The sequence below is a fragment of the Sphingosinicella sp. genome (genome assembly GCF_052387495.1).
Lineage (GTDB): Bacteria > Pseudomonadota > Alphaproteobacteria > Sphingomonadales > Sphingomonadaceae > Allosphingosinicella.
Genome location: NZ_JBQTJC010000137.1, coordinates 15,987 through 27,990 on the forward strand (window position 1 = coordinate 15,987; position 12,004 = coordinate 27,990).

At 64.0% G+C, this 12,004-nt stretch carries 11 protein-coding genes; 6 read left to right on the forward strand and 5 right to left on the reverse strand.

The window, feature by feature from the left end:
* Positions 1–5: 5 nt before the first annotated feature.
* The 3 genes from ACT4N8_RS07750 to ACT4N8_RS07760 all read left to right on the forward strand — a co-directional run bounded on the left by ACT4N8_RS07750 (position 6) and on the right by ACT4N8_RS07760 (position 4,402).
* On the forward strand, positions 6–2,105 hold the full coding sequence (locus ACT4N8_RS07750; protein WP_444857560.1) for a response regulator: 2,100 nt from the start codon (positions 6–8) through the stop codon (positions 2,103–2,105).
* A 321-nt stretch (positions 2,106–2,426) separates the two neighbouring features.
* Positions 2,427–3,782, forward strand: coding sequence for a DNA modification methylase (locus ACT4N8_RS07755; protein WP_444857561.1), 1,356 nt, complete (start codon positions 2,427–2,429; stop codon positions 3,780–3,782).
* Positions 3,779–4,402, forward strand: a complete 624-nt coding sequence (locus tag ACT4N8_RS07760; protein ID WP_444857562.1) for a DUF5681 domain-containing protein — start codon at positions 3,779–3,781, stop codon at positions 4,400–4,402. Before ACT4N8_RS07755 ends, ACT4N8_RS07760 begins: the two co-directional genes overlap by 4 nt.
* 37 nt (positions 4,403–4,439) lie before the next feature.
* On the opposite strand, the gene ACT4N8_RS07765 is transcribed toward ACT4N8_RS07760, so the two are convergent.
* From ACT4N8_RS07765 to ACT4N8_RS07775, 3 genes are all read right to left on the reverse strand, one after another.
* Positions 4,440–4,736 carry a hypothetical protein gene (locus tag ACT4N8_RS07765; protein ID WP_444857563.1) on the reverse strand — a complete coding sequence of 99 codons (297 nt, stop codon included), beginning with the start codon at positions 4,734–4,736 and terminating at the stop codon, positions 4,440–4,442.
* Positions 4,737–4,966: 230 nt separating this feature from the next.
* Complete coding sequence (locus ACT4N8_RS07770; protein WP_444857564.1) at positions 4,967–5,185, reverse strand: hypothetical protein; 219 nt, start codon at positions 5,183–5,185, stop codon at positions 4,967–4,969.
* A 63-nt stretch (positions 5,186–5,248) separates the two neighbouring features.
* The gene (locus ACT4N8_RS07775; protein ID WP_444857565.1) at positions 5,249–5,485 is read right to left on the reverse strand and encodes a helix-turn-helix domain-containing protein; all 237 of its coding nucleotides are present in this window, start codon (positions 5,483–5,485) and stop codon (positions 5,249–5,251) included.
* A gap of 96 nt (positions 5,486–5,581) precedes the next feature.
* On the opposite strand from ACT4N8_RS07775, the gene ACT4N8_RS07780 reads away from it, so the two are divergent.
* Positions 5,582–6,175 (forward strand): hypothetical protein, encoded by a 594-nt coding sequence (locus ACT4N8_RS07780; RefSeq protein WP_444857566.1) that lies wholly within the window; start codon positions 5,582–5,584, stop codon positions 6,173–6,175.
* Between the two features lie 77 nt (positions 6,176–6,252).
* On the opposite strand, the gene ACT4N8_RS07785 is transcribed toward ACT4N8_RS07780, so the two are convergent.
* On the reverse strand, positions 6,253–9,003 hold the full coding sequence (locus tag ACT4N8_RS07785) for a CHAT domain-containing tetratricopeptide repeat protein (protein WP_444857567.1): 2,751 nt from the start codon (positions 9,001–9,003) through the stop codon (positions 6,253–6,255).
* A gap of 298 nt (positions 9,004–9,301) precedes the next feature.
* Between ACT4N8_RS07785 and ACT4N8_RS07790 the strand changes: the two genes are divergently transcribed.
* Positions 9,302–9,661, forward strand: coding sequence for a surface-adhesin E family protein (locus ACT4N8_RS07790; protein ID WP_444857568.1), 360 nt, complete (start codon positions 9,302–9,304; stop codon positions 9,659–9,661).
* A 19-nt stretch (positions 9,662–9,680) separates the two neighbouring features.
* Here the strand turns inward: ACT4N8_RS07790 and ACT4N8_RS07795 are convergent, their stop codons facing one another.
* Entirely contained in the window at positions 9,681–10,055 is a 375-nt protein-coding gene (locus ACT4N8_RS07795; protein WP_444857569.1) for a hypothetical protein, read from the reverse strand.
* A gap of 363 nt (positions 10,056–10,418) precedes the next feature.
* Here ACT4N8_RS07795 and ACT4N8_RS07800 point away from each other — a divergent pair, with 363 nt between their 5' ends.
* Positions 10,419–11,726, forward strand: a complete 1,308-nt coding sequence (locus ACT4N8_RS07800; RefSeq protein ID WP_444857570.1) for a hypothetical protein — start codon at positions 10,419–10,421, stop codon at positions 11,724–11,726.
* Positions 11,727–12,004 lie beyond the last annotated feature (278 nt).

Below are 12,004 nucleotides of genomic sequence, written 5' to 3' on the forward strand. Positions count from 1 at the left end.
GATCCATGGCGAACTCACCGCCCGGGCCTGTCGCAGAGCCGGAGGCTGCACTTTCGCCCATCGAACTGGAGGCAGCCGGCATCCAGCCGCGGCCCCGGGTGCTCGTCGTTGACGACGATGAGCGGAACCTGCTCGCGATCCGGACCGTCATCGAGGATTTGGCGGAGGTCGAGACCGCGTCGTCCGGAGAAGAGGCGCTGCGCCATCTCCTCAAAGGCGAGTTCGCGGTGATCCTGCTCGACGTCTACATGCCCGGGATGGACGGCTACGAGGCGGCCGAGATGATCCGCTCCCGCGAGCAGACCAAGCGCGTTCCCATCGTCTTCCTCTCCGCGATCAACAAGGAAAAGGAGCATCTGCTGCGCGGCTACGCGATGGGCGCTGTCGACTATGTGTTCAAGCCGGTCGAGCCGGTCGTGCTGCGCTCCAAGGTGGCGGTGTTCGTCGATCTTTTCCGGATGACCTGCGAGGTTCGGCGCAAAGCCGAACAGGAGCGGGCCCTGCTCGACGCCAATCTCGAGGCCAATGCCGAGCGCCTCCGGGTCGAGCAGGAGTTGCGCGTCGCCGAGCAACGCCAGGCGGCGATCATCCGCTCGCTGCCGATCGTGCTCTATCTTGAGCCCGAGCGCGTCTCTCCGCGCGTTCCCCAATTCGTCGGCGGCAATTTCGCGGCGCTTACCGGCTTCGGCCTAGCTGACGTCGAGCGCAATCCCGACTTGTGGGCCGAACGACTCCACCCGGAGGATCGCGAGCGAGCGATTCAGGCGCTCGATGAAAGGCAGCGCACCGGCGTCATGGCGATCGAATATCGCTGGCAGTGCGCCGACGGCCGCTACCGGCATTTTCTCGACCAGGCGGTGCGCCTCGGCGACGAGGAGGGCGCGGCCGCGCAATATGCGGGCACCCTGCTCGACGTGAGCGAGCAGCGGGCGCTTGAGAGCCAACTCCTCCAGGCGCGCAAGATGGACGCGATCGGCAAGCTCACTGGCGGCATCGCGCACGATTTCAACAATCTGCTCGCCGCCGTGCTCGGCGGTATCGGCCTCATCGAGAGGCGGCTGAAGCTCGACGAGGAGCAAGGCAGGATCGTGGCGATGACGCGCCGGGCGGCCGAGCAGGGGTCGGAGCTGATCCGGCGCCTCCTCGCCTTCGCGCGGCGCCAGCAGTTGCAGCCGGACAGTATTGACCCCGCGGCACTCTCGGTCAGCGTCAACGACCTTCTCGCCCATACGCTGGGCGGACTCGTGACGCTCGAATGGGAAATCGAGAACGGGGTGAGCCGCGCCTGGGCCGATTCGACCCAGCTCGAGCTTGCATTGATGAACCTCATCATCAATGCGCGCGACGCGATGCCCGAGGGCGGGCGGATCGCGGTGACCGCACGCAATGCCGAGGCCGTGGGCGGGCGGCTCGGTCTCGTGCCGGGCGACTATGTCGTTTTCGCCGTCGCGGATACCGGCGGCGGCATTGCGCCCGAGCTGCTCGAACAGGTGACCGAGCCGTTCTTCACGACTAAGGCGGTCGGCGAGGGCACCGGTCTCGGCCTGGCGATGGTCTACGGCTTCGCCCAGCAGTCCGGTGGCGCGATCGACATCGACTCAACGCTGGGCGAGGGCACCCGCGTCGAGATCTGGCTCCCGACGGCCGCGCGCGGCGAGGGCGCCGAGCAGAAGGTCGACGAAGTCTCCGAGGCCGCCGAGACGGGGAGCCTCAGCATCCTCCTGGTCGACGATCACGACGGCGTCCGCGAGGCGACCGCCGGCATGCTCCGCGACCTCGGCCATTCGGTCGAGGCCGCCAACGACGGCGCGTCGGTCATCGAGCGGCTCAAGGCGAACGCGGAAGCCTACCACCTCATCATCACCGATTATGCGATGCCCCTCATGTCCGGGGTCGAGATGCTCAGGCAGGTGCGCTTATGCCGGCCCCACTTGCCCGGCCTGATCATCAGCGGCTTTCCGAGCGCGAGGGCGAACGCGATCGAGGCGGCGGAAGCGCTGGTTCTCTCCAAGCCCTTCACCCTGGAGCAGCTCAAGTCGGCGATCGCGGCGGCGGTCGGCTCGAAACAGGCGAAGCAGCCAATCTCGCTGAGCCCGCACCCCTGACGGTCTGAACGGTCCTTTTCAACCGCTCTGTATCCGCGAGAAGATATGCCGTCCTTGCGAACGACGCCGGGTGAATCCGCTCCCGATTTCAGAAGGCATCGCGATGAAGCCGCCCGGTTTGGGGGCGCCTCGAAACGGCAATTTCCAAGCCGATAATCAAGCGGCTTGGACGTCCGCTTTGGGCGCAAAGCTGAACAGCCGCATCCGGTCGGATGCGTAGCGTCTGCTGTCGGAAAGGCCTCAGCCCCAGATCATCCAGGTCTTTTTCCGCTCACCGTATCGGTCTGTCTGACGAGTCCACTCAACCGGGGGGATTCGAACATGACGAAATCGACACGGGCGGTAGCGAGTCGAGCCGATGTCCCAGGGCTCGGACATAATAGCTATCACATTGTCGAGCAGCTTCCCGTCGACCCGCTGATTCAAGACGGAGTCGACCCGCGCTCATTCAGTCGCCGAGAGACAAAGAAGGCCACGGCGATTCTCCGGCGCCTCAAATACGTCCCGCCCATCGTGGTCGGCAGCGAGAACAACGTGCTCGCGGGCTATTTGCTGGTCCTGGCGGCGCGCGCACTCGGACGAGCGACGCTTCCGGGCGTTCGAGCCGAAAACCTATCCCAAGCTGAGCAACGCGCTCTTTCTATAGCGTTGAACAGGCTGGGGGAGCTCGGCGACTTCGATCGGATCAAACTTGGCAATCTAGTCCTTCAGCTGGAGGCGGACCTCCCCGAACTTCAGGTCGAGGACCTCGGTTTGAGCGTCACCGAGGTCGATCTGGCGATCTTTGCAGCTCAAGGGTCGGCTGTGGCCGAAGGGCCATTCCTAGCCCCCTCGGGCCCGGCCGTCACCCGCCCCGGCGACAATTGGCTGCTCGACAAACACCGAGTCGCGCATGGAAACGCCACACAGCAGGTCTCGTACGTCGCGCTCATGGCGGGCTCGCGAGCCCACGCGATTTTCACCGACCCTCCCTATGGCATTGGCGTCGATTCAATCTCGACCCGCGGTCATCGGACTTTCGTGGAGGGTGCGGAGGGCAATAAAGACGGGCAGCTCGATCGGCTCTTCGCCGGGTTCTGCGAGGCGATGGTGGCGCACGCGCGCCCCGGTGCGCTTGCATATATCGCGATCGACTGGCGATCGCTCGAGATCCTCTTGCGCGCGGCGAGGCCATTTTTGGGCGACCTCCTAAACCTTATCGTGTGGGGCAAGGATCGGGCGGGGATGGGCAGCCACTACAAGTCGCAACACGAGGAGATTCTTCTCTTCAAGGTCCCGGGCGCCCCTCACCGAAACAACATCGAACTAGGGGTGAACGGGAGAAATAGGTCGAATCTTTGGTCCTATCCCTCGGCCCTGACCATGAGCCGGAGAGGAGACGAAGGGGACCTGCTGGCGCACCACCCGACCCCGAAGAATGTCGACATGGTCGCCGATGCCATCCTCGATTCGACACGCCGGAGGGACATTGTTCTGGATCCCTTCTTGGGATCCGGCACGACCCTGATCGCGGCCGAGCGGACGGGGCGGCGCTGCTTCGGAATGGATCTCGATCCGCTTTACGTCGACCTCGCCGTACGCCGCTGGCAGTCGCTGACCGGTCGCGAGGCGATCCACGCGCAAACCCGCCGCGCTTTCGATCGGGTCGCATCCGAGACTCGGGAGGACACGCTATGAGCGGCGACGACTCCGACGACCGGGTCGGCTACAAGCGCCCCCCACTCTCAGGCCGCTTTAAGCCCGGCAATAGAGCTTCGCCTGGCCGTCCCAAGAAAAAGCGCGCGAAGTCCCAGGAGGACCTGATGGCCGCGCTCCTCGACGAGGAGGTCGTCGCGACCGTAGGGGGCAAGAAGCGCAAGATGACGATGCGCGAGATGGCTACCCGGTCGTTCATCAACAAAGGGATCAATGGGAGCGCGCAAGACGCGAAGCGGCTTCTCGATCAAATGCCGCCTCAGCCGCAAGCCAACGATTCCGACGGAAGTGAAATCTCCAAAGGGCTCGACAAGTTAGTCGATAAGCTCATGACGATGCGGGAGAATCTGGAAGCGGATTCGCTTCCTCGCGAAAGAGCGGAAATTGCGATTCTGCAGCGCTTTCCCGAGGTCATCGGGGCTCTCGAGCGGCACTGGGAAGAGGAGGCAAACGGTCCGCGTCGCGCGGCGCCGACGCGGCTCCTGCTTCAATTTGCGCATGCGATGGGCAGACCTGACGGCCGCTCGTTGGCGGAAAAGATTGCGATGGAGGGGGTGCCGGAAGAGCCCAGCGATTGGGGGGCGGATGCTGGCGAAGAATAGCGCGGTGCGGCCCGACGAGTAGGCCGGCATCGGCGTTTCAAGGCAGCGTCACGATCCGGCGTTCCCGAGGCGAGAGGTTGCGCAAGCGCTCGATTTGCGCATCGAGCGCCTGATCGATCCGCAAAGCATATGGGTGCGGACGGCCGTTGAAGAGGATCTTGCGCCAGACTTCGAGCTCTCGGCGACCCTCGGCGTGCAGGCGTCGCAACGTGCGTTTTCGGGATCTGGAGAGGCGGGCGACGCTATCGTCGGAGAAGCGCTCGAAGAGATGCTCCCTTTCGATAACGCCGTTTAGGTGCGGCCCGATAACCCGGGCAATCGCCTCGAGTTGCACAAACAGGCTAAAAAGCTCTTCTACGTCGTATTTCGTAGGGCGCCCCCTCATAATCCACCAAGGGCGATCCCGCCGGCTACGCCAAGGCCCTTTCGGACCGCGTCGCTCGGGTCGGTCAGAGGGAATAGTCGTCAGCAAATCGGTGTCTTTCCGCAGCGTTTCGTTCGCAGGCTAGTGGGCCGATCGCTTCAAAAGCAAGCCCCCCCCTCCTGCGGCTTGGGCGACGATCGCTAGACCTCCCGCGCAGACGGCCGCGACAGGATCTCCGCGGTCGCTGTGAGAAGGGCGATCTCCCTCCCGATGCGGGCCAGCGACCGCGTTCGCCTCCGGATCGATTCGAGATCGAGCGGCAACGCCGACACGGCATCGACACTCCCGTCCTCCATGAGAGCCCCGGCCGTCACAAGGAGCGTCGCTATGGTTCGGTGGCGCTCGGCGTCTTCGCCCATTTTCTCTCTCCGGCACCGCTTCAGCCATGGGCCGGCACCCCAGTCCAGACGCAGCTTTTCGAGCTATTCGGTTTCGGCCAGGAGATCGGAGGCCGTGACGCCGAGGGGGCGAGCCAGCCTCTCGATCACTAGGATTGTCGGATTCCGAGCGCCCCGCTCGATGTCCGAGACATAGGTCCGGTGAATCTCCGCCTCGAAGGCAAATTTCTCCTGCGATAAGCCCTTCTGCTCGCGAAGGCGTCTCAGATTTTTGGCGAGGCGCTGGCGTATGTCCACGACGCCATGAAGGCGCGCCTGCATAGGTCCTATCTACAGACGATGAGTGACATCGAGCTTGACTCGGCTGCCGCTATCGAGCGTCATTCCCGATACCGATAGTCTACAAGGGAAGTCCGGGTGGATGCGTTCGAGCAGCTTGCAGCCGACATATTCTGGGCCGAGGGCTACTGGGTTCGAACCGGCGTAAAGGTCGAGCTCACCCGCGAAGAGAAGATCGGGATCGGCCGTCCCTCAGCGCCGCGCTGGGAGATCGATATGATCGCCTACCGGGCGACCGCGCGGGAGCTTCTGGCCCTCGAATGCAAAAGCTATCTCGATTCCGGTGGAGTTCACGCAGCCCACTTCGCCGAAGGCGCGAAGCACGCCAGCAGATACAAGCTGTTTCACGATGGCCTTCTCCGCGAAATCGTTTTGAACAGGCTTCGGCTGCAGGCCATCGATCGCGGCCTTTGCCCGGAGGATGTGACCGTCAGGCTTGGCCTCGTTTACGGGCATGCAACATCTCATAACGCGAAGCTTCTGGCCGGCATCTTCGAACGACAGGATTGGCTTCTGTTCGGGCCCGAATGGCTGCGCGCTCATCTCGGGCGGATGGCCTCCGGCGGCTATGAGAACAGCACGGCCGCCATCGTCGCGAAGATGCTCCTGAGGCCTCAGGCGAGCGGGCCGGTAACGGGAGAGCTCGTGCGCGGGCACCCCCGCCGTTCTTAGTGAATGTGGCCGGAAGCGGACGGGCGGGTCTATGGTTGCAGTGGGTGGATTGCGGACGTTGCGGCAAGCTGCTTGCTCTAGCGAACGCCATCTCCAATTAGCGTGAAAGGTGCCCAGGCGCTTGGATGAGCCCAGCTGTCCTCGGCACTATCGTGTGCCGCATCGTTACGGACTTCACGCATCGCGAGTTGGAGCGCTTCGGCGCGGCTGAGCTCGGGCCGTTCATTGAGAAGTTCGATAGTGAGGACCGTGAGCCGGGCAGCAACGTCGTCCCCGACCGGCCAATGAGAGGCCAACAGGTTACGTGCACCGGCATAGAAGAAGGCGCGGGCCAACCCGGAGAGGCCGGGCGCGCCTTCCGTGCCGTCGCCTGCCGCGGTGTTGCAGGCGGAGAGGATAACCCAATCGGCGGCCAGCCGGAGCGCCGAGACTTCCGACGCGGTCAGCAACCCATCATCCGCATCGCTCGGCGTTTGCGGAGGCGTGAAGACGAGGCCGGGTTCTGCCACGTCCAGCACTTCGCCGCCCGTCAGGCCATGGGTGGCGAAGGCGATGATGCGGGCGCTGCCGAGATCGGTGGTTCGCACATTCGTTTCGGTCGCCCGCTCCGCGAGAAACAACGCGTCGCGCGGGGCGCCCAGCGCGGCGCGAATGGCTTCCAGCTCGGTTGCGGTGCCCGGCAGGCGACTCAGCAGCCGGAGTTGGCGGACACTCGCAATCGCGCCGCCGTCGCGCCTCCGGCCAGGCTCGAACAGCGACGACAGCTCGGCCCCGGCGGTGCCGCGCGACCGGGCTCGCTGCGCAGGGGCGCCTTGCAGCACCGGATCCCCGAAACCGACAAACGACGTCAAACCGCGCTCACCCGGCGGCCGGCTGAACCGGCGCAGGAACTGGAGTGACTGGATCGAGGGTATCTGGATGAGTGCGTGCGCATCGGCGAACCACCGCGTTTGCGCGGGATCGCGCAACGCGGCAGGATCGCCGTCCCGGCCCAGCGGCGGCGCGGCGACGAGGATCCCGAACGGCAGGCTGGTGAGGGAGCCGCCTGCGGTGATGAAGACGTGGCGCTTCCCGGCGAGGACGCTGTCGACCGGCGCCACAATCTGAAGGTAGAGATTATGCGCAGTGGTGCGATCGTAGGGATAGCCCGGCCCCGCCTGTGCCAGCCACTGGTCGGCCTGGGCCGGAGTGACGCGAACGTTGGCTCCGACATCCCAAAGCAGGCGCTGGACGGCGGCATCGATCTGCGCGCCAGTCCATTCGGAGCGAACCCATTCGATCGACGTGCTGCTGACGGCGACGACGTGGGTGCCAAAGGCGGTCGGCACGACCATCAGAATGGCCTCGTCGGGCGCGAGTATGGCTTGGGTCTCGGCGACGGACAGCGCCTCGGGCCTGGTCAGCGCAAAATACGGCTGGAAATCTTGCCGCAGGATCGCGTCGATTTGGGCCATGCGTGATTCGATCCGTGCGCGTTCGGCAGGCAGCGATTGGCGCTGCGCGTCGGCGGCTGCATCGGAGCCAGTGAGCGCGGCATTGTAGCCGGCATTGTTTGCAGCCCACTGATGGCTCAGACTCTCGCGTTCGCGAACCAGCGTGCCCAGCCTTGGTGCTGTGTCATCCGCGACGCGACGAACGGCCATTTGAATGACCGCGCGATCGGTGGTTCCGGCAATAGCGTCCTGAAGAGCTGCGAAGCTCTCGGCCTCGAGTGAAGACATGTTGCCGCCGTCTCTCGTGGCGCCAAGCCATGCCGCGTCCGCGAGCAGGGTAAAACCATCGCGTCGCTGGCGCTCCTCGCGCTCTCGCTGCGCCTCGGCGAACGCACCGGAGTTGGCCGAGGCCCGGCGCGATCGACGCCCGAAGACTGCAAGCCGCGCCGGCTCGATCGCCGCGCCGCCTTGACCGGAGGTCAATTGCGCCGAGGCCAGACGTTCTGCGGCATCGATTGTGGACGGGTCCTCCCTGCCGAACCTTCGCTCGCTGGTCTCGACCAGCCTGATGAGGAGCGGCTCCGCCTCCGTGAAGCGGCCCTGGTCCTGATACAAGTCAGCGAGATGGCCAACCGACGCGAGCGTAATCGTATCATCCCTGCCGAGTGTGCGTTCACTGGCCTCGAAAGCCCGGGTCAAAAGCGGTTCGGCCTCTGCTTGGCGGCCTTGATCTAGGTAGCAAGAAGCCAAGGCGATGCGGGACCAGAGGGTAGTGCGATGCTCCCTGCCGAGCGTGCGTTCATTCGCCTCGACAGCACGAATATAGAGTGGCTCCGCCTCGGCGTAGCGCCCCTGCGCGGAATAGAGGAGGGCAAGGTTATTCACCACGACGAGAGTCTCGGAATGGTCCCTGCCGAGTGTGCGTTCACTTGCCTCGAGAACTCGAAGATGGAGCGGCTCGGCCTCTGCGAAACGGCCTTGAGACAGGTAAAGTAAGCCAAGGTTGGTGAGCGCGCTGAGAGTGTCGGGATGTTCCCGGCCGAGGGTGCGCTCAACGACCTCGATAACGCGAATGTGGAGCGGCTCCGCCTCCGCGAGGCGGCCTTGGGCCTGATAGAAACTACCAAGGTTGTTGAGTGAGATGAGCGTTTGCTGATCGTCCAGGCCCCAGACCCGCTCACCTGTCTCCGCCGCCCGTATCAAGAGAGGTTCGGCTTCCGCGAAACGACCCTGGGCCTCATACACCATCGCGAGGTGACTCACCGCAGCCAGCGTAACTGGATGACCGGGACCGAAAGCAGCTTCCGCCAGCGCAAGGGCGCTTGCTGCGAGGTCGGCGGCCAGATCGTATTCGCCGCGGGTGTAGGCCTCGTCCCTGCGAGTGACGAGTTCCACCAATTCCGCGTGACGGCCTTGATCTGCTTCGGCTTGTTCTGCCGCTCGCGCATTCGCCATGCCGTTCGACGGCCCCGCCGAAACCAGAAAGCAAAGGGCGCAGCAGACAGCTGGCCCTGCCGAGCGCCATCTGCGCAAATTCAACTTTGTGAAAAGCGGAATCGATGCGCGCACTGGCCCGTCCCCCTCGGCGGCAGTATCGCAGCAATGCCCCCGCGCATTCAAGAGAAACGCTGTCGGCCAGCTCCGAATATCGCTATGACGTGCGTCGATCGGAGGGGCCTACATGAGTTGGTCGATGATGATTGCGGCGCTGGCGGCGCAAGCGCCGGTGGATGCGCGGTGGGAGCGGGTGTTTCAGGATGCGGACGGCATCAGCTACATCGACCCCGGCACGATCGCGCGCGAGGGCGGTCGCGTCCTCGCTTTGTTCCGTGTCGACACGAGCGAAGAGCAGTTGGGAACACGCACGATGGTCATGCATCAGGTGATCGACTGCACGCAGCGCACCTACACGGTCGTCACCAGGGAGCTACTGCGCGACGACGGCTCGTCGCTCGGTGCCATGTCCGCCGCGCCGGACGAGCTTTTCGCGCAGGAGTTCGTCGACTACGGTCACGACGCGGCCATCTACCGGCGGGTTTGTGGTCCTCGATGACGCGCAGGCAGGCTAGGACTCATCGCGGCCTGCGGCACAAAAGCCTGGTGAAGGCCGCCGCCTCATTACCCTCCAACTCGCGATTCCAAACCGGCTCGATCCGTCCGTTTTCGAGGACGATGCTGAGAACGCGCGACCTGCAACTATATGCCCTGGCTTGGACATATTCCTCATCGGCGCCGATCTCGTCGATACCCGGTTGGTCCGGCAAAATGGCAGGAGCGGCCCCGGCTTCGGTCTCGAGGATTCCAACGACGTCGAAATGGACCAGGTCGCCCGCTCGTCGGATGCTGTCCCGATCGAACCATCCATCGCTGATGCGGACCCAATTGCGCGCCTGCGCCGGCGCGGCGAAGGTCAGCGCGCACAGCAGCAGCGACGCGAGAGCGCACATACGCACGGTCGAGACTCCTGAAAGGCTGCTCGAAAAACGCGGTGAACATCTCTCCTTACACGATTTAGGTCGCCTCCGAAACGATCAGGCGTACTGGCAAGACCCATAGACTGCTGCGTGTCTGCACTGGCTCGTAAGCCGACAAAGCTCCCCGAGGTGAGCGAGCGTCCGCTTCGCGGCAAGGACGGCGACCGTCTCAACGGCGAGGATGGGCGCATTGCGGACCACCTCCTCGATCCGATCTCAGCAGCATGTGGTGCCCAGACGCCCGCCGGCTCGCGCGGATGGTAGAGCGTGGAACGCGAAGATTGCATCGCAGTCTGCTCCGAGTCAGTGTGATCCGCCTGCCATTGAGAGCTGGAAATGGTTTCGCGAGATGAACTCTACCGGCTGGTCTGGTCCAAGCCGATGACCGAAATCGCCCAGCGGTTCGACGTGTCGGGCAGCTATTTGGCCAGGGTCTGCACTTTGCTCAACGTACCTCGCCCAGAGCGCGGCTATTGGGCCAAGCTCGAGGTCGGCAAAGCACCGCCGCAGATTCCGCTTCCGGCGCCACGGCCGGGCGACCCGCTTCACTGGAGCAAGGAGGGTGCACATATCCCCCCTCCGAAGCCCAAAGCACCGCCACGTCGCAAGCCGGAGAAGAAGGTGCGGATCGCCCGCGACCGGGTTCATGGTCTGATTCGCGGCGCAAGATCGCATTTCGAGAATGGCAGGCCGGTCGACGAGGGCGCATATCTCAAGCCCTACAAAAAGCTTCTGGTGGACGTTACTGCTTCGCAGGCCAGCCTCGATAAGGCGCTGGATCTCGCCAACGATCTCTTCAACGCGCTCGAATCGGTTGGTCATCGGGTCGTAGTGGCGCCCGCCGATGCAGAGATGAGGCGCGAGCGGCTCGATGAGCGAGAGGTTGCCGCCAAGCCGCGCGACCACTGGCAATATGGCGGACTCTGGTCTCCCTCCCGTCCGACGGTTGTCTATGTGGGAAGCGTCGCCATCGGACTTTCGATCGTCGAGATGTCGGAGAATGTCACGCTGCGCTACACTAACGGAGGATATATCCGCGAGAGCGAATATGTCCCTCCACGCGGTCGGTATAACGTCGACCGCAGCTGGACCACGACTCGCGATCTTCCGTCTGGGCGTATGAGGATCGTTGCCTATTCGCCTTACTGGCAAGTCGATTGGTCGTCGCAATGGCAAGAATCCAGGTCTGCCTCGCTCCGCGGCCAGATCAGGACGACCGTCGAAGCCATCGAGGCGGCGGCGCCCGAACTGGTGGCAAAGCTGGATGAGGCGGACCGTCAGGCTAAAATCCGCCACCAGCAGTGGCTGATTGAGGAGGAGCATCGCCGGCGCGAGGAGGACCGTAGACGCATCGAACGGTCGATCGCTGACAGCAAGACCGAACTTCGGCAGGTCATCGAGCGGTGGTCGAACGTCATGAGCGTCGAGCGCTTCCTCGTGGGCGTGGAGCAGCGGGCTGACGATCTTTCCGAGCCCGACAGGGGCGATGTGCTCGAGCGACTTGCTCTCGCTCGCGGCTTTCTGGGTAGTCAGGATCCGCTGGATTTTTTCCGCGCCTGGAAGACGCCAGGGGAGCGTTATACTCCACGCTATTCCGAAGAGCGGGCGGCCGAACAAGACGGGAATTTGCCGACACCTCCCTGATAGGCGAGAGGGTCGCGAGGCTGGGCTGGGATCGGCTTGTCGCCCGCCGGGCGATGTCTACCGCTAACTTTTCAATGGGACGGCCTGCATTGTTTGCCGCTCTCGTCCGCTGTAATTCGAGCCTTTTTGGGGCAGAGGGCGATGTCGAAGTCGAACAAGGTGCCGGTTGTGGAGCGGATTTGGGAGGCGTTGAAAGCCGAGGGCAAGGGTCGGACGACCGTGTATTTCGAAGACGTGCTGAATGCGATCGCCCACTGCAATGAGGGCCGCACTAAGAA